Origin of the sequence: Sulfurimonas sp. ST-27 (assembly GCF_048081595.1) — a bacterium.
GTDB lineage: Bacteria > Campylobacterota > Campylobacteria > Campylobacterales > Sulfurimonadaceae > Sulfurimonas > Sulfurimonas hydrogeniphila.
On the sequence record NZ_CP182226.1, the window covers coordinates 2,201,389 to 2,223,701 of the forward strand.

Here is a 22,313-nt window from a genome sequence, read left to right on the forward strand (position 1 = left end):
GGCTTACGCTTCTGACTTTTCATTCAAGAGAGCAGTTAACACTTTGTCTTCCACCATTGACATTTGAATTGCCGGAAGATACCCTGCCTCTTTATAATGTTCATATGCCTTTTGCGGATCTTGACCCATTTGCATTGCTTCATAGTAGATAGTCTGCATCACTTCCTGCTCTTCTACTTTTATACCCATCTCCTGTGCCAACGCATCTATAATGAATGTCGCTTTTACACTTTTTACTGCATCATCACGAAAGCTTTCACGAAGTTCTTCTAGTTTTTCAGGGTTTTCTTTAAGCTCTTTGATTTCATCTTCACTCATTTGCGATGCTTTTTTGTTGACAGCCATATCAATTTCCTGATCTACGACAAACTCCGGTAAATCAAAATCAATTTTTTCAACCAGCGTCTCTAAAAGTTTCGGTTTTAGCTCTTCATTGTAGAGTTTTGCAAGTTTTTCCTGCTCAAGTGCTTTTTTTACTTCTTCTTTAAGTTTTTCCAAAGTTGCATCTTCTTCACCAGGAAGCAGTTTTTTTGCAAGCTCATCGTCTATAACAACCTCGTCTTTTACTTTAATACCGTTTACTTTTACTTTAAATTCGGCATCTTTTCCTGCAAGTGTGTCTGAACCGTAGTTTTCAGGAAAAGTCACATTGATTGTAACTTCTTCATCTCTTTTTACGCCAATCAACTGATCTTCAAATCCTGGGATAAACTGTCCCGAACCAAGTTTAAGCTCAAAATTCTCTGCAGCACCGCCTTCAAAAGCTTTTCCGTCTATAAAACCTTCAAAGTCAATAACAGCAGTATCACCCTCTTTCATTTTGCGGTTACGCTTGATGTCAACCAAAGGCGCTTGATTTTCAGCGATTTCCTTAATTCTCTCTTCAACCTCTTCATCTGTCACTTCAGGTTTTTCAAAATCAGGAACAAAAGATTTTACATTCTCTAAATTTATTTCAGGACGCATAGCTATTTTTACGGCTACCTCTATTTTATCATCACTTTTCTCAAATTTAGAAATAGTCGGCTCACCAATCAAAGATGCACTGTCAATGTTTAACTCTGTCAAGCCTTTTGCAAGAACTTCACGAAGTGCTTCTGCTTCAGCATCTTCAACAAGTTTTTCACCATATTGCTTTTTGATAATAGCAACAGGAACTTTCCCTTTACGGAAACCTTGAACATTCGCAGTTTTAGAGAGTTGTTTCGCAATTTTTTCTATCTTTTCATTCACCTCATCTCTTGAGATTGTTGCTTCAATTTGAGCATTTGCACCATTAATTTTGTTTGCTTTGATTTCCATCAATTTCCTTTTATCTGTATTGTATACACCATTATTTTGGACAATCATACCAAAAATGTGCTTTTTTTGCGATTAATTTTTGCATAAATTTGGTTTGAAATTTAAAATAAGCAGCCATAAAACGGCAAAATCTATCATCACATCTGCAAAATTAAAAACAGCAAAATCAAATCCGCAATGCCAGTAGACCATATCTACAACGCCCTCATGAACAAACCTGTCATAAATATTGGAAAACGCCCCTCCAAGAAGTATTCCCACCGGTAAAGCGTAACATAGCTTTTTGAGGTACAGTACATATATCAAAACACCACTTACAAGCAAAAGCTGAATATACTTTAAATACTCATTCAAAAATGCAAACATTGAAAATGCAACACCCTTGTTGTAAACAAGTATCAGATCTATACACTCTGTATAATAACGAAAGCCCTCAACAAAGAGACTTTTAATATTTTGATCGATGATAAATACACCTGCGATACTAAAGAGCAATATCGCTGAAAGGCGTAACATTTTATTACTGTTATTCATTGAGCGCTTTTTTAAAGAATTCTACGATTTCATTCATTTTTTCATTCATGATATCAGCTTCTTTACACTCCAAAAGAACACGCAGTTTGTTTTCTGTCCCTGAGTAGCGGATCAAATGCCGTATTCCTTTCTTCTCTAAAGCATGCAACTTTTCATCCAGAGAAGTAATTTCACTTAAAGGCTTTTTTCTCTTTACATGTAAGTTCACAAGTTTTTGCGGATATAAAGGAAATGGTCGTAAAAGCTCTGAAGCTTTTTTCTTTTTATCATTCAATAAGGCAAGTAGCTGAAGTGTTGCTACAAGTCCATCTCCGGTTTTTGCAAAATCACTAAATATAATATGCCCACTTTGTTCCCCGCCAAAGTTAATGTCCTGCTTTTTCATAATTGCCAAAACATGTTTGTCTCCGACATCTGATCGAAAAAGTTTCAAACCATTTTCTGACATGTAATCTTCAAGCCCCTGATTACTCATGACAGTCGTTACGATTCCTCCGCCTTTGAGCTTGTTTTGCTTATGTAGGTAAACGCCAAGTGCACCCAGAAGATGGTCACCATCTACTGCTTCTCCAGTTTCATCTACAACAACAAGTCTGTCAGCATCACCGTCAAGTGCTATTCCCAGATCGGCTCTATATCTGACAACACTCTTGCATAAATCTTTTGTATGCAAAGCACCGCAGTCTTCGTTAATGTTGAAACCGTTTGGTTTGTCATGCAGTACAATCACTTCGGCACCAAGTTCTTCCAAAACAGTCGGGCCTACTTTATAAGCTGCACCGTTTGCCGTGTCAAGCACTATACGCATTCCCTGCAGTGTCATATGCACAGGAAAAGAGTTCTTAAGCTGTACTATATATCGCCCTATCACATCATCAATACGTTTTGCTTTTCCTATTGCCTTGCCTGTAACCTGGGAGTTATTAAGAAATGCATCGTTAAAATATATATTTTCTATCTCTTTTTCTGTCTCACTTGAAAATTTATCCCCGTGGGCGTTAAAAAACTTAATCCCGTTATCTTCATAAGAATTATGTGAAGCAGAAATCATAATCCCCGCATCACAGCGCATATTTTCTGTAATGTATGCTATGGCCGGTGTAGGCATAGGACCAACCTGAATGACATCATACCCAATAGCCGTCAATCCGCTTACAATAGCATTCTCTATCATGTAGCCGCTTCTGCGTGTATCTTTTCCTACAAGTATTTTATTTGTAACTGCCGACGATTTCAAATAAATCCCCGCAGCCATAGCAACCTTCATAGCAACCGGAGCACTTAAAAAAGAACCTGCCTCGCCTCGTACGCCGTCTGTGCCAAATAATTTCATATTCACTCCACTCAAAATATTCGATTTGCCGGTTTACTTGCAAGATTTAAAAAAAGAGACTCAGACCAAAGGGAGGATTCGCTCTCTTTTTTTGAAGCTTGAAAGTAAACATTCAGGACAATTTCAAGTATTTTACCACCCTTTAACTTAATTTTAATTATTTTTAAGGTAATATTTCGCACTTAAATTCCAAAAAGGACTCATTAAATGGCAAATCACAAGTCATCAATTAAGAGAATTCGCCAGACACTCGTTCGTACCGAACGTAATCGTTTCTATAGAACTCGTCTTAAAAATATCGTAAAAGCAGTTAGTTCAGCAGTTGAAGCTGGTAACAAAGAAGAAGCACAGGCAGCATTTAAAGTTGCAAACCAGCAAATTCATAAATTTGTAAGCAAAGGTATCTTGAAAAAAGAGACTGCTGCAAGAAAAGTAAGCCGTCTACACAAATCTGTAAACGCAATATAAGGCTAGCAACAAATGTTAGCAGATAAACTTACACCGTTTATCAACCGCTATAACGAACTTAGCGAATTGCTAAGTTCACCTGACATCACCTCTGACATCAAACGGATGACAGAACTTTCCAAAGAACAGTCTTCCCTTTTACCGATCGTTGAAAAGACAAAAGAGTACAAAGCACTTTTAGAAGAAATCAGTGACTCAAAAGAGATGCTCTCAGACCCGGAAATGGGTGATATGGCAAAAGAAGAACTTAAAGAACTTGAACCTCAGGTTTCCGTTTTGGAAGAAGAGATAAAAATGCTCCTTCTTCCAAAAGATCCCAATGATGACAGAAATATCATTGTAGAGCTTCGTGCCGGTGCCGGTGGAGATGAAGCGGCAATCTTTGTCGGAGACCTGTTTGATGCCTATACGCGCTATGCAGATTTAAAAGGCTGGAAAATAGAACTGATGAGCACTTCTCCTTCAGATGCAGGCGGATACAAAGAGGTTATAGCACTTATAAAAGGGGAACAGGTTTACAGCAGGTTGAAATACGAAGGCGGTACACACAGGGTGCAACGCGTGCCTCAGACAGAAAGTCAGGGCCGGGTACACACCTCTGCAATCACAGTTGCAGTTATGCCTGAGGTTGATGATGTCGAAATTGAGATTAACGAGAATGATTTAAAAATTGATGTGATGCGTTCATCAGGTTGTGGAGGACAGTCTGTCAACACTACCGACTCGGCTGTTCGCATTACTCACCTGCCTACAGGTCTGGTTGTCACTAATCAGGATCAGAAATCACAGCATAAAAACAGAGAAAAAGCGATGAAAGTCTTAAAAGCAAGACTTTATGACTTACAAATGCAAGAAGCTCAAGCCGAAGATGCTGCACAACGTGCCGCACAGGTAGGTACCGGTGACAGAAGCGGAAGAATCAGAACATATAACTATCCGCAGAACCGTATCAGTGATCACAGAATCAACTTGACACTTTACAGACTCAATGAAATTATGAGCGGCGGACTGCTTGATGAAATCATCGAGCCGCTTATTGCAGACCATCAGGCAAAAATCGTAGAGGCTGCAGGGCTCTAAAGGGCTTTGCTTTAACTTCGTTATTAAAGCTTGCAAATAGCTTTACAAGCTTACATGTAAAGCCGATGCAGGTACCGAAACCCAGAATTCAATGTTTATTCCGTTAAGTTTCATCGACTTTTTCGGAACCCAGACTTCAGTCTGGGCTGAAAGTGGCAGAAAAGTTGCAGCAGTCGGCACTGAAGTACCGATTCCTAAAAATATACATGTAAAGCTCAACGCTCCCTCGGAACCCTTACGTTCTATGCTAAAGCCTCAAGCTTATAAGCTTTACATGTAACCTAGCAATCTAAACTTCCCATTCTGTTTCAAAAGTTTTTTTCACACGCCCCTTAAAAGTAATCGTTTTTTCATTTGCACCCAAATAGAGTGTATCGCCACTTGTCGGATAAACTTCAATATTGTTTTTGACTTTGCCCTCTTTGTAAGCTCTGTAAAAGCAGGCAGCCATTCCTGTCCCACAGGCCAATGTTTCATCTTCCACACCGCGTTCATAAGTACGGACTCTCAAATTGCCGCTTTCTACATGCATAATATTGACATTTGCATTATAAACATAGCGAAGTTCTCTTGCCTCTTCTGTGTCAAAATCTTCTATAGAGTCGGTATATCGTACCAAATGCGGCACACCTGTATTTATCAGCCACCAGGAGTGCCCGCCAAATTCTATACCGGTTTCAAGAATCTCAGGAGCTGTCAGTTCGCTTGTCACCATAGCATTTTTGGGAGTATTTTCTTCGACTTCTGCGCCAATAACACCGGCTCCTGTCATAAACTGCATTTTTGCAGGTGCAAGGTTATGATTGTACGCATAATGTGCACATGCCCGACTGCCATTTCCGCACATATCCGCATGACTTCCGTCAGAATTATAAAACTCCCATTCAAAATCATACTTTTCATGAGGCACGATGACTATCAGTCCGTCTGCTCCGATGCCCTCTTGACGATGGCATAAGACTTTTGCAAGCTCGTTGCGCTCTTGTTTTTTATCATCATGAAATATTACAAAATCATTTCCGTTTGCACTGTATTTGCTTATTTTCATTTTTTGTATATCTCCTTTATCTTCTCTACAAATTGCTCTACCTCATTTTGCAGATGTTTGAGATTTTTTGAATTGTCTATAATCCAGGTCGCTTTGTTTTTTTTCTCATCAATCGGCATTTGTGAAGCAATTCGCTTCAAAGACTCCTCTTCTGAGTAACCGTTACGTTTCATAAAACGCTCAAGTTGAATATCTTCAGGAGTATAGACTACAACACTCTCTTTTATATCATAATTGGAATTTTCAAAAAAAAGCGGGATATCTATAAGATAGGGGAATTGAAATTTATCCTGCTTTTCACTGCGTTTTTCTATTTCAGCCTGTATTTTAGGATGCAGATACGCTTCAAGTGTTTTTTTCGCGGCAGGATGAGAAAAAATATAACTTCCTAACTTTGTTCTGTTTACTTTTGTACCGTTTACATACTTACTTCCAAAAGTTTCTATCACCCATTCTACAGAGTCATCGAGAATTTCATGTGAAATCATATCTGCATCAATAACCCGCATTCCGTTCAGTGCCAACAGTGAGGCTACTGTACTTTTTCCAGTAGCAATGCCGCCTGTCAGTGCAATAGCATACTCATAAGCCATTAGTTTTTAATAATGCCCAGATACTCTTTTCTCACATTGTTTCCGGTAGCAAAAGCAGCAGGGTGAATATCACAGTTGTAATATTCTAAACCGTCAAGAAGATCTGTTCTTTGTAAAATTATATCTGCTGTTGGATGATACTCTTTTGATGCCAAAAGAGCTGTTTTTCCATTACCTAGGTTATATGGCATAATGATTTTTGCATATTTGCCTAAAATTTGCATAATTTTTTTGTTTTCAGGTACATCACCCAAAGAAGGGTGCACTGTTACCAAAAGTCCCTCTTCGTTTAACACACGATTAAAATGCGCTAAAACTGCAGCATCTGTCTCAAGTTCTGAGATCACTACATCATATTTGTCATCGGCAACCTCACGGAGCAAATTTATATCTGCTGAAATTACATCACAATTAATATCATCATATTTATATTTTTGTATCTCTTGCACAAAGCCTGCCGAGTTTGAACTGATGATTAAAACATTGTTTGGCTCTTTATGTGTACACAATGGCACATGCACCATCATTTCGTTATATATAAAATCTTTCATTCTTAAATTCCTGTTATGGGCTTTGCCCGTAGATTAATTAAAAGCGATTTTAGCATATTTGGATTAATTTTACTTAATATCGCTATAATTACATAATATTTATAAAAACTTAAAGGTATAAAATGGATTATAACAAAATTAGAAAGTTTTGCAGAGTATTTCGCATTGCACTTGGTCTTGCTCTCATTATTGCAGGCTTAATCACAGGCATAGTATGGTTCTATCTTGGACTTATTCCTCTCATTGCGGGCTTGACTAACTTCTGTCCACTTTGTATCATTTCAAAAAAATGTGATTTACCACAAGATTCGGAGTCAAAATAATGAGTCAAATTTCGTATAAAGACGCGGGTGTAGATATAGATGCAGGAAACAGTTTTGTAGAAAATATAAAACCTCTTGTCAAAAATACAAAAGTTCCCGGAGTCCTTGGAGGCATCGGCTCATTTGCCGGTGCCTTTGAATTGCCAAAAGGTTTTAAAGAGCCTGTCATGCTTGCGGCAACCGACGGTGTCGGCACAAAACTCAAACTTGCCATTGACAGCGGTATTCACAATACTGTAGGTATTGATTTGGTTGCAATGTGTGTCAATGATCTAATCTGTAACTTTGGAACTCCGAGTTTCTTTCTTGATTACTATGCAACCGGAAAACTCGATGTAAATGTAGCAACCAATGTCGTTGCAGGCATAGCAGAGGGATGTATCCGCAGTGAATGTGCACTTATTGGAGGAGAAACAGCTGAAATGCCGGGAATGTACTCCGAAGATGACTATGACCTTGCCGGTTTTGCAGTCGGTGTTGCAGAAAAATCTGAAATGGACAGAGTAAGCTTGGTTCATGCAGGACACAAACTTATAGCACTTCCAAGTTCCGGACTGCATTCAAACGGTTTTTCTCTTGCAAGAAAAGTGCTCTTTGAAAAAATGAAACTCAACTTTGATGACGACTTTCACGGTAAACCGCTGATAGAAACTCTCTTAGAGCCGACAAATATCTATGTCAAAACATTCAAAGCACTTAAAAACGAGATAGTAGCTATGGCACACATCACAGGTGGCGGCATTGTAGAAAACCTTCCACGTGTACTGCCTGAAAACTTAATGGCAGAAGTAAAAGAAGATGCTATCAGGGTTCTTCCTATTTTTGAACTTATGAGCGAGCATGTAGCCCGTGATGAGATGTTTCGAGCATTCAATATGGGTGTAGGCATGATACTTGTCGTTGAAGAAGCAAATGTTGAGAAAGTCTTGGCATCTGCCGAGGGATCTTACCTGATCGGGGAGATAAAAGAGGGCAAACGCGAAGCCAAGCTTGTATAGCTTTTTTTATTAAAATTAGATATTATATATATCAAAGAAACTCTACATCCTTCGGAATCGGCACATAAGTGCCGACTGCTGCAACTTTTTTCTGTCACTTTTCAGTCCATACTAAAATATAAATTCCGAGAAGTCGTTGAGTTTTTAATGGAATTAAAGTTATATATTGGGTAGTAATCTCAAAAAATTCCTGACTTCCGCGATAAGGCACACATTTTCAATTTTCAAAAATATCAAGGATTTGCTTCTGAATCGGTGATGGATTTATAGGCAGCAACTCATCATCAATTTTTAAAGCTGTAATATGTTCAATAATTTTTCTTAGTAATTTCTGCGAGAACTTAAATCTGACATCATGCAACTTTAATCTTCTTTCAAACTCTTTGTAAACTGCATATGATACAAACGAAATAAGTACATGTGCTTTTATTCTCTCCTCAACGCGATGGTATATTGTCCGAATGCGTAAATCTGTTTTTGAGATTCTAAAAGCTCTCTCAACATCATTGGCATTGAGTGAAAAATCATTTGTGGCAAACCCTTTGATTCCATCAAGTCTTTCATCTTGCATTACTTTATTTGGATTGAGTTTGTATTTAATACTGCACTTCTCATCTATATCCAAATATTTGGCATAGTAGGAGAGCTTTAGATCGCTTTTGGTGATATTTTTATCAGATAACCTCTGTTTGATTTTTTCTAATGCTTTTTCTCTTGTTCTTTTATCTTTTTTTGCTCTTTTGGATGAGTAGGTAAGAATCAGTTTCTGTCTGATAGGGAGTTGCTGTTTATTGCCAAATTCATCTATATAATTTATCGTTTTATCTATATCAATGGTATGGATAGTCCCATCATCAATAAATGTCAAATTTGGAATTTGCTCTTTGAGTACATTGTCAATATTTTTGATTTTATAGGCAAGGATATATTTATAACCGTTATTCTCTAAAAAAGCAATATTTGCATGGGTGAGCATCCCTCTATCCGCAACTACTATCGGTTTTTCTTTGAGTTGAAACCGTGTTTGAAACTTTTGAAGTATATCGATAAGGGTATGCCCTTCATATTTATTTCCCTCGTATATTTCAAAGCTCAGTGGATACCCTTCTAGAGTTGTAAAAAGACCAAGGAGTATTTGGGGACGGGCAAGTTTTCCCTCTTTGGAAAAACCGATTCTTCTTAAATCATCTTCACTCTCACTTTCAAAGTAGAGTGTTGTTACATCATAGAAAGTTACAGTGATAGTTCCTGACATCACCTTTTGGGTGTGTTCAAATACACATTGCTATATTTGTGTCTTTATCTCCTCTTGATAGATAGTATCCAAGAAGCGATAAATTGTATCTGTTGTCATCTCTTGATGTTTGAAGTAGTCCAAATAGTGTATCAGCTCCAATTTGCTGCCGGGGTAAAGTATTCTTGATATTACCAATGAGCGAAATAAAAACTGTTTTTCTGAAACTTTACGAATGGATGTTGTTTGTAACTTTTCAAAAACTTTATTACACCCTATATTATCAAACAATCTCCCAAATATTAACTCATCACCAATAGGTATAAAATCTTGTGTTGTATATTCTGCAAGCAGCTTTTTTAACAACTCTTTTTTACTGTTAGTTTGTAAAAAATAGAAAAGATTATACTCAAGTTCATCAATACGCCCCAGTGCTTTTTGGTAAAGTTGCTCAATCTCATCTGGATCTTTACTGCTACCCAAAGTTTCAACTACTTTATAGCCTCGATTGCTTCTGTCAACAATATGAATACTGATACTTCCACTGCTATTTTTCTTTTTTCTGACTTTTAATCTCATATAAAATGATAACAAATTCTATGAATATATTCCCGAGGCACACAAATCGTGCCTTTTTATCCTCTGAAAGTACCTATTTTACGAGGTTAAGTTTTATTTAAAAAGTTATCGCGGAAGTCAGGAATTATGCTAACAGATCAGAAAATAAGATTAAAATAATAGAAAGAAGAAAAGAACACCGCCAAAAGGCGATGTGAAAAGAGAACTGTTAATTTTCTTTTTCTAGAAGTTATAGTTCAGTTGTACACTTACACCATCTTGAGAGTGTTTTGTTGTAATATCTTGAGCTGCAAAGTTTTTATAAGTATTTGTAACTTCAGGTGCATATGTATATGCTACATCTACTGATGCTTTATTACTTATATCATAAGAAGCACCAATTGCATAGTGAGATTCAACAATACCTGGAAAACCAAGAAGATTAAAAGTATTGACTGTACCTGGCTGTAATCCAGCACTATTTGGAATATCAGTTGCAGGATTCACAACAGTTTTTTCGCTAATAGGACTTGAAGCATAATTATAACCTAAACGCACTGCCCAACCTTTTGTATTATACTCATAACCTAAAGCAATTACATTTTGATCATCCCATTCAAAATCTTTATATCCTTTCGCATCAGACCATTTAATTTGCTTATAATCAACAGCTACAGTATGCTCGCCCATATTATAACTTGCACCTATACCAATCTCAGCTGGTGTGGAAAGTTTATTGTTATTATATCCAGTTGCAGTAAAAGGACTAACAACTGTATCAAACCCTTTATATTCCATATCAATTCTAGATTTATAAATTGCTCCAACTGTAAAACCAGACATCGTATAAGCTAAACCTATGTTGTAACCAAATTTTAAATCTTGAGCAACACCCATTCCGATTGTATCTCCCGCAGCATTTGGATCTAAAGGATTAGGGCTACCTGGATACTCATAATTAATATCCAAAGAACCATATTGCAAAATTGGTGTAACAGCTACACTAAAACCATTTGTAGTATATGCCAATGGCACACCAAACTGCATTAATTGAAGATTGGTAACCATTTGCATTTGAGTACCACCTGCTAATACAGAGTTGGCATCACGATAGTCAACACCCATACCGCCAGTTCCCCACATACCAATACCAACATAAAAATTATCGTTGATTTTAGTTGCCAAAGAAACTTCAGGTATAACATTTAAATTAGCATCACTGTCAAATGATGAAGCTCCAAAACCAATATTATTTTCATTTTTTACATGTGGCATAAAAATTGTACCACCGAAAGAAATCTCAGTTCCTTTCACAGAAGTAATTAAAGCAGGATTTGAAAGAGCAGATTCTGCACCATGGCTTATACCAATACTCGTTCCTGCCATACCACGAGATTTTGCACCCGTACCTATTAATGCTGCACCGTTCGTTGCAAATGCAGAAGTTGCACCTAAAGCTAATGCAGCTACTACTGCTAATTTAATTGTTTTTTTCATTTTCTCTCCTTAAGAGTATGTCAAATTTTTGAGATAGCCAAAGCTATTTCGACTGAAAGTATTATATGGGATAAAAAATTAATTGCATCTTAAGAAGAGAAACATAGGTATCATAAAAACTTATAGATTAAATCATTATAGTTCATTGTATAACAAAAATCACTGAGGAACATAATAAAATATTATAAAAATGGAAGAAATAGAGAAAATATCAGCTGTATTAATAGTAAATATCACTATATGATAAAAAAGATGAAAATTTAGATATGTGATAAAAAAATAACAATGTGTATATTTGTAACATTTTTATCACATATTAAAATATATATGTATTGTACAAAAGAAATGTAAAAATAAAGTAAATAGAAATATAGCAGAGAAAATTTTGTAAATGATTGAAAGTTAGAAAGAAAAATCTGATCAACTAGGCAGCGACCTACATTCCCACAAGTGAAACCTGCAGTATTATCAGCGATGAGAGGCTTAGCTTCTGGGTTCGGAATGGGGACCAGGCGTTTCCCTCTCTCTATAGCCACCTAGACAAGATCAGATATAAAGATATCGGTAAATACTCCACTTACGCTTTAGCGACGGGAGTATCGGCATTTAGTGCCAGATATACTTATATCTGATCTTACAAGGACCAGTTGAGTGAGTTAATGATTGCTCATTAAGTTAGAATTGGTAAAATCAACAACAGCCGGCACTAAAGTACCGGTTCCAAATAACTACTAACATATCTCTTATTAGTATATATACACTAAATAAGGTAGTGAAGCAATTGTGTTCATTTAAGAACTTGGTAAAAAGACAAACGTACTATTAGTACTGGTCAGCTAAACACATTGCTGTGCGTACACATCCAGCCTATCAAGCTTGTAGTCTTCAAGCGTACTTCAGGGAACGTTCATCTTGGAGTTGGCTTCCCGCTTAGATGCTTTCAGCGGTTATCTCATCCGTGCGTAGCTACCCAGCTATGCCCTTGGCAGGACAACTGGTGCACCAGTGGCACGTCCAACCCGGTCCTCTCGTACTAGGGTCAGCTCTCCTCAACGTTCCTACGCCCACGGAAGATAGGGACCGAACTGTCTCACGACGTTCTGAACCCAGCTCGCGTACCGCTTTAAATGGCGAACAGCCATACCCTTGGGACCTGCTCCAGCCCCAGGATGCGATGAGCCGACATCGAGGTGCCAAACCTCCCCGTCGATGTGAGCTCTTGGGGGAGATCAGCCTGTTATCCCCGGCGTACCTTTTATCCTTTGAGCGATGGCCCTTCCACACAGAACCACCGGATCACTATGACCGTCTTTCGACTCTGCTCGACTTGTATGTCTCACAGTCAGTCCGGCTTATGCCATTATACTCTACGAAGGATTTCCAACCCTTCTGAGCCGAACTTTGTAAGCCTCCGTTACTTTTTAGGAGGCGACCGCCCCAGTCAAACTACCCACCAGACATTGTCCTCGCACGAGATAATCGTACGGAGTTAGCTATCAGAATATTCAAGGGTGGTATCTCAAGGATGCCTCCCCTGGAACTGGCGTCCCAGGTTCAACGGCTCCCACCTATCCTGCACATGAATATCCCAATAGCAGTGTCAAGCTATAGTAAAGGTGCACGGGGTCTTTCCGTCTTTCCGCGGGTAGGAGGAATTTTCACCTCCACTACAATTTCACTGGATCCCTTGTTGAGACAGCTCCCATCTCGTTACGCCATTCATGCAGGTCGGTATTTAACCGACAAGGAATTTCGCTACCTTAGGACCGTTATAGTTACGGCCGCCGTTTACTCGGGCTTCAATTCATGCCTTCGCCGAAGCTAAGCAATCCTTTTAACCTTCGAGCACCGGGCAGGCGTCACACCCTATACATCCACTTACGTGTTAGCAGAGTGCTGTGTTTTTGGTAAACAGTCGGGAGGGACTCTTTGCTGCGACCCGTCAGTGCTTTGGAGAGTAAATCTCCTAACACTTAGGGCACACCTTATACCGAAGATACGGTGCTAGTTTGCAGAGTTCCTTAACAAGGGTTCATCCACGCGCCTTAGAATACTCATCTCACCCACCTGTGTCGGTTTACGGTACGGGCAACATTACATCTCGTTTAGAGGCTTTTCTCGGCACGACAGTATCAAGGGTTCTGGTCGCTCTCCGAAAAGATTGACCAGCCTGTCAGATCTCGGTCTCATGTAGCGCGGATTTGCCTACGCTACGACCTACGTCCTTCGAGCCACTATTCCATCAGTGACCCCCTTTAACTCTATGCGTCCCCCCATCACTCAAACGATGTAATGTCGGTATCGGAATATTAACCGATTTGCCATCGTCTACCCCTTTCGGACTCGACTTAGGTCCCGACTAACCCTACGATGACGAGCATCGCGTAGGAAACCTTGGGTTTACGGCGAAGAAGATTCTCACTTCTTTTCTCGCTACTCATGCCTGCATGCTCACTTCCATCCGCTCCAGTACTCCTTACCGGTATACCTTCAGCGCTGAATGGAACGCTCTCCTACCACTTACAGTAAACTGTAAATCTAAAGCTTCGGTGTTTATCTTAGCCCCGTTATATTTTCGGCGCAGAATCGCTAGACCAGTGAGCTGTTACGCTTTCTTTAAAGGATGGCTGCTTCTAAGCCAACCTCCTGGTTGTCACAGCAACTCCACATCCTTTTCCACTTAGATAAAACTTTGGGACCTTAGCTGTTAGTCTGGGTTGTTCCCCTCTCGACATAGGATTTTATCACCCTACGCCTGACTCCCGAGGTTACACGTATAGTATTCGGAGTTTGATAGGGTTTGGTACCGCGGTAAGCAGCCCTAGCCCTGTCAGTGCTCTACCCCTATACGCTAATGCTCGAGGCTATACCTAAATATATTTCGGAGAGAACCAGCTATCACTGAGTTTGATTGGCCTTTCACCCCTATCCACAAGTCATCCCAAGAATTTTCAACTTCTACGGGTTCGGTCCTCCACTGGCTCTTACACCAGCTTCAACCTGCTCATGGATAGATCACTCAGTTTCGGGTCTGCAGCATCTGACTATGTCGCCCTATTAAGACTCGCTTTCGCTACGGCTTCGCGTTCGCTTAACCTTGCCAGATACCACAACTCGCAGGCTCATTATGCAAAAGGCAGTCCGTCACACATTATAATAGTGCTCCGAATGATTGTAAGCCATAGGTTTCAGGTTCTATTTCACTCCGCTCACCGCGGTCCTTTTCACCTTTCCCTCACGGTACTTGTTCGCTATCGGTCTAGTAGTAGTATTTAGGGTTGGAGGGTGGTCCCCCCATATTCAGTCAAGATAACACGTGTCCCGACCTACTCGTTCCATACCTTAGTTCCACATAAATGTTTTCGCTTACGGGAGTATCACCCTCTATGCTCATCCTTTCCAGAATGTTCTGCTAACAAATATGCTAAATGTATGCGCCCTATTCCAATTTCGCTCGCCGCTACTCTCGGAATCTCGTTTGATTTCTCTTCCTTTGGGTACTGAGATGTTTCACTTCCCCAAGTTCGCCCCACCCGAAGGTGGTAACACGAATCGCTCCGTGCTGGGTCGCCCCATTCAGAAATTCCCGGATCAAAGCTTCTTGGCAGCTCCCCGAGACTTTTCGCAGCCTAGTACGTCTTTCATCGCCTCTACTAGCCAAGGCATCCACCTATGGCCCTTAATATCTTTTTATTCTATGTTGCGTTCACTACCTTATTTAATGTATGAATACATTAAACAAGATGAATGATCTGTTATTGTAGTTATTTAGTTTTTAATTATATCTCTATAATTAAAGTTGTTGACTTTAACAATTGTAATTTAATGATCGTTTGGTTTTTAAACCAAATATAAATTCTTATGACTTTAAGAACTTATATTTAATTTAGAAACTTGTTTCTTAGATGAGTTGTGCTTAAAAAAGAAGCGAAGCATACTTTAGTATGTGAGTTTCTTTTTTAAGTGCAAATCGCTAAGAAATGGTGGGCCTACCAGGACTTGAACCTGGGACCTCACCCTTATCAGGGGTGCACTCTAACCAGCTGAGCTATAGGCCCTTTCTGGTGCTTTTAACTTTATTCTGCGTCAGAACCTTTACTTCAGTTGTCACGTACAGTTTGTACGCTCCGCCTTCAGCAAAGAACCTTCCTTGACTAAAGCTAAAATCCCTCAGAAAGCAAAGCCCTCTCAAGGTTACACCTTTGACATAATCGTAATTCAAATGAACACAGATCACTGAAAACTAAGCAAGTAAGTAACTTTTGAAACAACCAATAAACTATTTCTCGTGTGAGATTTTCTTGTGTTGAGCCACTCAATCGAATGAGTGCTCTTTACTCTAGAAAGGAGGTGATCCAACCGCAGGTTCTCCTACGGTTACCTTGTTACGACTTCACCCCAGTCGCTAATTCCACCGTAAGCGGTAGCCCCCCGAAGGTTGGCTTCCCGATTTCGGGTGAAATCAACTCCCATGGTGTGACGGGCGGTGAGTACAAGACCCGGGAACGTATTCACCGTAGCATTGCTGATCTACGATTACTAGTGATTCCAGCTTCATGGAGTCGAGTTGCAGACTCCAATCCGAACTGAGAGACGCTTTAAGTGATTAGCTCCACCTCGCGGTATCGCAACACTCTGTACGCCCCATTGTAGCACGTGTGTAGCCCTAGCCATAAGGGCCATGATGACTTGACGTCGTCCTCACCTTCCTCCTCCTTACGAAGGCAGTCTCCTTAGAGTGCTCAGCTTAACCTGCTAGCAACTAAGGACGAGGGTTGCGCTCGTTGCGGGACTTAACCCAACATCTCACGACACGAGCTGACGACAGCCGTGCAGCACCTGTTTTCAAGCTCCCCAAAGGGCACCACTCTATCTCTAAAGTGTTCTATCAATGTCAAGGCTAGGTAAGGTTCTTCGCGTATCTTCGAATTAAACCACATGCTCCACCACTTGTGCGGGTCCCCGTCTATTCCTTTGAGTTTTAATCTTGCGACCGTACTCCCCAGGCGGAACACTTAATCTGTTAAGTGCATCACCGAGATGACTAGCATCCCGACGACTAGTGTTCATCGTTTAGGGCGTGGACTACCAGGGTATCTAATCCTGTTTGCTCCCCACGCTTTCACGCCTTAGCGTCAGTTATGTTCCAGCAGATCGCCTTCGCTTTCGGTATTCCTAGTGATATCTACGGATTTTACCCCTACACCACTAATTCCATCTGCCCCTCCCATACTCTAGGGTGAGAGTTTCAAGTGCAGTTCTACAGTTAAGCTGTAGGCTTTCACACCTGACTTTCCACCCCGCCTACGCGTCCTTTACGCCCAGTGATTCCGAATAACGCTTGCACCCTCCGTATTACCGCGGCTGCTGGCACGGAGTTAGCCGGTGCTTATTCATATGCTACCGTCATTTTCTTGACATATAAAAGGAGTTTACACACCGAAATGCGTCATCCTCCACGCGGCGTTGCTGCATCAGGGTTTCCCCCATTGTGCAATATTCCTCACTGCTGCCTCCCGTAGGAGTCTGGTCCGTGTCTCAGTACCAGTGTGGCGGATCATCCTCTCAAACCCGCTACCCGTCATCGCCTTGGTAGTCTCTTACACTACCAACTAGCTGATGGGATATAGACCGATCCCTTGGCGGAATCCATTTCCCGACTTATCTTGTGATAAGAAGGAGTATCCGGTATTAATCATCGTTTCCAATGGCTATCCCGGTCCAAGGGGCACATTATCTATATATTACTCACCCGTGCGCCACTCGTCAGCATAGTAGCAAGCTACTATCTGTTACCGTTCGACTTGCATGTGTTAAGCACGCCGCCAGCGTTCATTCTGAGCCAGGATCAAACTCTCCATAATTGTTATTACAGAAAGATAAGTAAACTTATTACTGATCTTTTGCCCAAGATTATTAAATCATTGGCTTTGTTATTTTAAGTCTTAATAAAACTGCTTAAGGTTCTATTACTAGACTGTATAGTTATCTATTACTATTAAGGGAACCGTACAGGCAAGCCTGTATGGATTTCAAAATAGAATAGACGGTTGTTGTTTATTAGTTATTTCTAAGTAATTTATCTCTTTAACTCTAAAGTTAAAAAGTCTCTTACTTGCTTAGTTTTCAATGATCTCAAACATTTTTAAAAGCTTCTACTCGAAGTCTCTTCAGGCCTTTTAAACAAGGTCTCTCTGTTTGTGGATGGGAATTATAGGGGATTTCGACTTTAATGTCAATAGTATTTGAGAGAAATTTTAAATTTCTTTTTGGTCTGTTTCATTTAGAATTAGTTTTGCTTATTTTAGCATAGCTTATTCACTAATGCATATTATAGTGTAAGCATTCTTCTTCTCTTATGTTGCCTTCCATTAACTTTTTATCTATAGAATTCACTAAATAAAAAAATATCTTATGGATAGATATTGAAAAAGGAAAAAACTATGGGACTATATGATCGTGATTATGCAAGAGGTAATACTTATGCTTCACATGTAGAGAGTCGCAGCGAAGCGCAGATAGTCTCTTTTGTAAAAGAGACATATAAGCTTTTCGCTGCATCAATGCTTGCAGGAGCAGCCGGTGCTTACGTAGGTGTGCCTTTGGCTGCCAGCATTTCTGGTTTGATCTGGCCGCTCTTCTTTTTGGAAATCGGTCTTTTAATCGGTTTGCAGTTTGTAAAAAACAAACCTGGTATCAATCTGCTGGTAATGTTTGCTTTTGTATTTGTTACAGGACTGACAACAGCGCCATTATTGGCTTATACACTTGGAATGAACGGCGGTGGTGCGATAGTAGGTAATGCTTTTGCCATGACAGCTGTAGTATTCGGTGCAATGAGCTTTTTTGCTATAAAAAGCACAAAGGATTTTACAGGATACGGAAAACCTTTAATGATTGCTCTTTTTGTAATCATCGGATTTTCAATAATCAATATATTTCTTGGTAATCCGATGTTCCAAATTATCATTGCCGGAGCAGTAGTCATACTCTTTAGCATCCTGGTAATTTATGATACGCAAAATATCATGAAAGGAGCATATCAAACGCCTATTGACGGTGCCATTGCGCTTTATTTGGACTTTTTAAACATCTTTATAGCACTGCTGCAGCTTTTTGGTATCTTTGGAAATGAAGAGTAGTACTCTCTCACCCGAGCTTTTTCGGGTGATTGATGCCAATATAAACCGTCTCAAAGAAGGCATACGCGTTGTTGAAGATATACTTCGATATAAAGACAACAACAAAGAACTCTCCTCCAGACTCAAATCACTCCGACACAAAGCACAGATTCAAGAAACAAAAGAGCTTCTCAAGAACAGAGACAGTATAAATGATGTCTTGCGACCCTCTACAAAAAGTGAACAAAACCGTTCTACACTTGAAGATATCCTGACTGCCAATTTTAAACGCGCGCAGGAATCTGCCAGGGTTTTAGAGGAGTTGTATAAGTTAGACAACATAGACTACAGCGAAAACTTTAAAACTCTGCGTTATGAGCTGTATAATTTAGAAAAAGAAGTCATGCTCAATAGATAAAGGCGACTTCAAACTCCAAATAGCTCAAGGGATACTCCTGCATCAGTTTTTTCATCTCTTTGTAGCTTAAAACATTGCGGGAGGCACTCACTCCGCTCTTTTTTATATAACGAAGCATATCTCTCACATTATCAAAGTCCAGCTTATACCGTACTACTTCAAAGTTCGCATTAAAATATTTTTTTTGCAGTTTTTCAAGTTTACATGTATCTATAAGCAGTGGTTCCAATCCTGCTGTTACATGTAATGTTTTAAATGTATTTGAGGTAAAAACTGCGAGCGCAACAGGGGTATGAAAAGCTTGCAACTGCTGGAATGTTTTTTCCATATCATCCGCCCATTGTAAAGCAGAAGAGGAAAGAATATAATCAAAACTGTATTCTCTCAGAAGATCAAAAAGATTTACATCATTAAAATTTCCGTAAATGCACTCTATCTTTTGAGACTTTGGATGCAACTCCAACATTCCCGGAGCAAAATCAACTGCCATCAGTTTATCATACTGCCAATTTATTTTTCTTGCCAAAGTACCGCTTCCGCAACCAAGGTCCAAAATATTTTTTGGCTGCGAGGTGATCAGAGAGAGAAGTTTATCGGCCACTTTTTGCTGAATAACATTATAAGAACCGTAATGCATTGCATACTTGGAAAATTCAGAACTTATTTTCATCTCTTCTCTATCATTTCTTGTTTATTATCAGTGAAACAATAAAAATAACTATGATTGAAAGCACTATAGTAGCCCCGGAAGGTAAAGAATAGTAGTAAGAAAGGCTCATGCCGAATACAACACTGAAAAGGGCAAAAAAGAGTGAAATAAGCATTGTGCTTCTAAAGCCCACTCGGTACTGCAAGGCAGCGACAGTCGGAATCACCATCAAAGCTCCGATAAGCAGACTCCCCACAACCCGAATCGAGAGTGCAATAATAACAGCCACTACGGTAACAAGTAAAAAGTTTAAAAACTTTACTTTGATACCGCTTGTTTGAGCTACTTCTTCGTCATAAGCAATAAAATAAAGTTCTTTTGAGAAAAGCAGCAAAAAGAGTAAAGAGAGACTCCCTACTGTGACTATTGTCATTACATCTTCATCTGTCACCGATAAAATAGAACCAAACAGATAAGAAAAAAGAGAATTGTTAAAAGCACCGCCCAAAGAGACAATAATCACAGCAATTGCCAGTGAACCTGAAAGGATTATAGCCAATATAGCATCGCTGTAGAGTGAAAATGCACTTCGCAGATATTCTATCAACCATGCAGAAGCAATCGCAACACCAACAGCAACCCACAAAGGATTATATCCTGCCACAAGTCCGACAGCAACTCCGACAAGCGCCGAATGTGCCAGAGTCTCACTCATAAGAGAGTAACGGCGAAGTACTACAAAATTTCCGCTTACAGAAGCAAGCACGGCTATAAAAAGTCCTGCAACAAAGGCTCTTTGCATAAAATCATATTCAAACATTTCAAACATAGGAATCCTTAATGCTCATGCTTGTGGTGATGAAGGGCATGGGCATCTATGCCATACAAATCACTTACTTCTTCACAAGAAAGCATCTTTTTTGGGTCATTACAAATTGTCGCTTTTTGATTTATAGTAAATAAACGTCCGATATCATCAGCTATAACACCGATATCATGCGTAATAAACAAAATGGTTATCTGTTCTTCTTTATTCAGCTTCGCCAGCAATGTGTAAAATCTTTGCTGAGACACCATATCTACACCGGTATTGGGTTCGTCAAGAATCAGAATTTTTGGGCAAGAGGCCAGAGCTCTTGCTATCATGACCCTTTGACGCTGACCGCCTGAGAGGGTACCAACCATTTTATCTCTTAAATTAAGAATATCCATTTTTATCATGGCATCTTCTACCATTTCTTTGTCTTCTTTACTTATACCGGCCAGTATTCCTCTTTTTGCTATACGCCCCATTTTTACAATATCTTCAACAGTCGCCGGAAAGTTTTCGTCTACGAGCGTTGCGCGCTGTGGCACATAGCCTATTTTGTACCACTCTTTAAACTCTTTTAACTTTTTGCCAAATATTCTGATTTCTCCGGATGTAGGCTGTTCCAATCCGAGAAGCATACGGATGAGCGTTGTTTTCCCGCCACCGTTTGGTCCGATAATGGCAATGTATTCTCCTTCAAAAATTTCAAATGAAATATCCTGAAGAATTTTCTGTCCGCGAACAATAAAGCTAAGCTTTTTTACATCAAAGATGGGAACTTTGAATTTCATCTGCACATAAGCGCCTTTGAGAGTTTTTTAAGATTTTTTTGCATAATTGCCTGGTATGTCATACCCGCCTTTGCTTCATCTGCTGTAATATTGCCCAAAGGCTGAAAAACATCAACAGTGATATTTGCATCCTTTGCTATTGTTTTGGTTACCTTGTCATTTACAAAATTTTCATAAAAAATTGTCTGTATGCCTTTTTTGCGAATATCCTGAAAAACTCTTTTCATTGCTTTGGCACTCGGTTCAGCTTCGGGAGAGAGTCCCGTCAATGATTCTACTCCAAATCCGTACCTGTCTGCAATATAGCCAAGAGCATTATGTGTAACAACAACACTTTTTTGCTTACAGTTTGCAAGTTTCTGTTTGTATTCCTGGTCAAGCGTATTGAGCATTTTTACATATCTGTCTCTGTTTTTAATGTAAAGTTCTTTGTATTGAGGCTGCAGTGCAATAAGTTCATTTGTTATCACTTGTGCAGCTTTTTTCATATTGTCAAAATCAAGCCAGTAGTGAGGGTCCACTCCTTCATGATGGTGATGCCCGATATGTTCCTTTTCTTCGTTTTCATCCGTATCTGCAAGTTCTCGTAATTTTACATACTTACTGATATTGACAGCCTTTTGTTTAAATGCAAATCCGTGTACCCATGGTTCCAATCCTGCGCCGCTGTAAAAAACCAAGGCACTTTTTTCTATGTTGCCCATAAGCTTGGGAGTTGGTTCAAAACTGTGAGGGTCAACACCAAAAGGCAAAATATTAACGACATCAAGAGTATCGCCTGCAATATGCTTTGTAATATCATAAAGAGCAAATGTGGTTACCCCGACTATCGGTTTTGTATTTGTTTGAGGTTTTTTTTCATTTTCTATAACAAGAAACAGGCTTGCCATAAACAAAATAAGAATCAATGCAATAATTTTTATATTTTTCACTGCCCACCCTTCGAAATAATTTTTATTTAATAATTGTAATTATACCCTCTTTTTTAGAGTTTGATAATATAA

Annotated in this window: 19 protein-coding genes, 1 tRNA gene, 3 rRNA genes and 1 pseudogene; 6 read left to right on the forward strand and 18 right to left on the reverse strand. The window is 39.5% G+C overall.

Annotation, left to right across the window (positions count from 1 at the left end):
* Positions 1-3 precede the first annotated feature (3 nt).
* The 3 genes from tig to glmM form a co-directional block, all read right to left on the reverse strand.
* On the reverse strand, positions 4-1,302 hold the full coding sequence (gene tig, locus ACM66U_RS11545) for a trigger factor (RefSeq protein WP_151899283.1): 1,299 nt from the start codon (positions 1,300-1,302) through the stop codon (positions 4-6).
* Between the two features lie 72 nt (positions 1,303-1,374).
* Complete coding sequence (gene lspA / locus ACM66U_RS11550) at positions 1,375-1,836, reverse strand: signal peptidase II (RefSeq protein WP_418640814.1); 462 nt, start codon at positions 1,834-1,836, stop codon at positions 1,375-1,377.
* Positions 1,829-3,169 (reverse strand): phosphoglucosamine mutase, encoded by a 1,341-nt coding sequence (gene glmM / locus ACM66U_RS11555; protein ID WP_418640815.1) that lies wholly within the window; start codon positions 3,167-3,169, stop codon positions 1,829-1,831. Before glmM ends, lspA begins: the two co-directional genes overlap by 8 nt.
* Before the next feature lie 207 nt (positions 3,170-3,376).
* Here glmM and rpsT point away from each other — a divergent pair, with 207 nt between their 5' ends.
* Together rpsT and prfA are read left to right on the forward strand one after the other, a co-directional pair.
* Positions 3,377-3,637 (forward strand): 30S ribosomal protein S20, encoded by a 261-nt coding sequence (gene rpsT / locus ACM66U_RS11560; RefSeq protein WP_151899280.1) that lies wholly within the window; start codon positions 3,377-3,379, stop codon positions 3,635-3,637.
* Positions 3,638-3,649: 12 nt separating this feature from the next.
* The gene (gene prfA, locus ACM66U_RS11565; RefSeq protein ID WP_418640816.1) at positions 3,650-4,717 is read left to right on the forward strand and encodes a peptide chain release factor 1; all 1,068 of its coding nucleotides are present in this window, start codon (positions 3,650-3,652) and stop codon (positions 4,715-4,717) included.
* Between the two features lie 42 nt (positions 4,718-4,759).
* Here prfA and ACM66U_RS11570 read toward each other — a convergent pair whose 3' ends face one another.
* The 4 genes from ACM66U_RS11570 to ACM66U_RS11585 form a co-directional block, all read right to left on the reverse strand.
* The gene (locus tag ACM66U_RS11570; protein ID WP_418640817.1) at positions 4,760-4,936 is read right to left on the reverse strand and encodes a hypothetical protein; all 177 of its coding nucleotides are present in this window, start codon (positions 4,934-4,936) and stop codon (positions 4,760-4,762) included.
* A 70-nt stretch (positions 4,937-5,006) separates the two neighbouring features.
* Positions 5,007-5,765, reverse strand: a complete 759-nt coding sequence (gene dapF / locus ACM66U_RS11575; protein ID WP_418640818.1) for a diaminopimelate epimerase — start codon at positions 5,763-5,765, stop codon at positions 5,007-5,009.
* On the reverse strand, positions 5,762-6,358 hold the full coding sequence (gene coaE, locus ACM66U_RS11580) for a dephospho-CoA kinase (protein WP_418640819.1): 597 nt from the start codon (positions 6,356-6,358) through the stop codon (positions 5,762-5,764). The genes dapF and coaE overlap by 4 nt, the downstream gene beginning before the upstream one ends.
* Entirely contained in the window at positions 6,358-6,909 is a 552-nt protein-coding gene (locus tag ACM66U_RS11585; RefSeq protein WP_418640820.1) for a spermidine synthase, read from the reverse strand. The genes coaE and ACM66U_RS11585 overlap by 1 nt, the downstream gene beginning before the upstream one ends.
* A gap of 122 nt (positions 6,910-7,031) precedes the next feature.
* On the opposite strand from ACM66U_RS11585, the gene ACM66U_RS11590 reads away from it, so the two are divergent.
* Positions 7,032-7,232: a YgaP family membrane protein gene (locus ACM66U_RS11590; protein ID WP_151899275.1), complete on the forward strand. Its 201-nt coding sequence runs from the start codon at positions 7,032-7,034 to the stop codon at positions 7,230-7,232.
* Positions 7,232-8,230 (forward strand): phosphoribosylformylglycinamidine cyclo-ligase, encoded by a 999-nt coding sequence (purM, locus tag ACM66U_RS11595; RefSeq protein WP_418640821.1) that lies wholly within the window; start codon positions 7,232-7,234, stop codon positions 8,228-8,230. The genes ACM66U_RS11590 and purM overlap by 1 nt, the downstream gene beginning before the upstream one ends.
* A 217-nt stretch (positions 8,231-8,447) precedes the next feature.
* Here purM and ACM66U_RS11600 read toward each other — a convergent pair.
* From ACM66U_RS11600 to ACM66U_RS11630, 7 genes and pseudogenes are all read right to left on the reverse strand, one after another.
* A pseudogene (locus tag ACM66U_RS11600) lies at positions 8,448-9,494 on the reverse strand (IS1634 family transposase); the annotation flags it as partial.
* Between the two features lie 21 nt (positions 9,495-9,515).
* A complete protein-coding gene (locus tag ACM66U_RS11605; protein ID WP_418640822.1) occupies positions 9,516-10,043 on the reverse strand; it encodes a hypothetical protein in 528 nt (175 codons plus the stop codon).
* 222 nt (positions 10,044-10,265) lie between these two features.
* Entirely contained in the window at positions 10,266-11,519 is a 1,254-nt protein-coding gene (locus ACM66U_RS11610) for an OmpP1/FadL family transporter (RefSeq protein ID WP_151899271.1), read from the reverse strand.
* A 423-nt stretch (positions 11,520-11,942) separates the two neighbouring features.
* Positions 11,943-12,059, reverse strand: a 5S ribosomal RNA gene (gene rrf / locus ACM66U_RS11615).
* A gap of 261 nt (positions 12,060-12,320) precedes the next feature.
* A 23S ribosomal RNA gene (locus ACM66U_RS11620) occupies positions 12,321-15,212 on the reverse strand.
* A 288-nt stretch (positions 15,213-15,500) separates the two neighbouring features.
* Positions 15,501-15,577, reverse strand: a tRNA-Ile gene (locus ACM66U_RS11625).
* 285 nt (positions 15,578-15,862) lie between these two features.
* Positions 15,863-17,383 (reverse strand): 16S ribosomal RNA (locus ACM66U_RS11630).
* Together the 16S, 23S and 5S rRNA genes with 1 tRNA gene alongside form the textbook arrangement of a ribosomal RNA operon.
* Before the next feature lie 579 nt (positions 17,384-17,962).
* On the opposite strand from ACM66U_RS11630, the gene ACM66U_RS11635 reads away from it, so the two are divergent.
* On the forward strand, positions 17,963-18,661 hold the full coding sequence (locus tag ACM66U_RS11635; RefSeq protein ID WP_346389041.1) for a Bax inhibitor-1/YccA family protein: 699 nt from the start codon (positions 17,963-17,965) through the stop codon (positions 18,659-18,661).
* A complete protein-coding gene (locus ACM66U_RS11640) occupies positions 18,651-19,058 on the forward strand; it encodes a thiamine-phosphate pyrophosphorylase (RefSeq protein ID WP_188110004.1) in 408 nt (135 codons plus the stop codon). Before ACM66U_RS11635 ends, ACM66U_RS11640 begins: the two co-directional genes overlap by 11 nt.
* On the opposite strand, the gene ACM66U_RS11645 is transcribed toward ACM66U_RS11640, so the two are convergent.
* Genes ACM66U_RS11645 through ACM66U_RS11660 form a run of 4 tightly spaced genes read right to left on the reverse strand, consistent with a single transcriptional unit; the run spans position 19,048 to position 22,241 of the window.
* Complete coding sequence (locus ACM66U_RS11645; RefSeq protein WP_418640823.1) at positions 19,048-19,728, reverse strand: methyltransferase domain-containing protein; 681 nt, start codon at positions 19,726-19,728, stop codon at positions 19,048-19,050. The two genes, ACM66U_RS11640 and ACM66U_RS11645, sit on opposite strands and share 11 nt — an antisense overlap.
* 10 nt (positions 19,729-19,738) lie before the next feature.
* The gene (locus ACM66U_RS11650) at positions 19,739-20,536 is read right to left on the reverse strand and encodes a metal ABC transporter permease (protein ID WP_151899268.1); all 798 of its coding nucleotides are present in this window, start codon (positions 20,534-20,536) and stop codon (positions 19,739-19,741) included.
* Positions 20,537-20,544: 8 nt separating this feature from the next.
* Positions 20,545-21,309: a metal ABC transporter ATP-binding protein gene (locus ACM66U_RS11655; protein ID WP_418640824.1), complete on the reverse strand. Its 765-nt coding sequence runs from the start codon at positions 21,307-21,309 to the stop codon at positions 20,545-20,547.
* Complete coding sequence (locus tag ACM66U_RS11660) at positions 21,306-22,241, reverse strand: metal ABC transporter substrate-binding protein (protein ID WP_418640825.1); 936 nt, start codon at positions 22,239-22,241, stop codon at positions 21,306-21,308. The genes ACM66U_RS11655 and ACM66U_RS11660 overlap by 4 nt, the downstream gene beginning before the upstream one ends.
* Positions 22,242-22,313 lie beyond the last annotated feature (72 nt).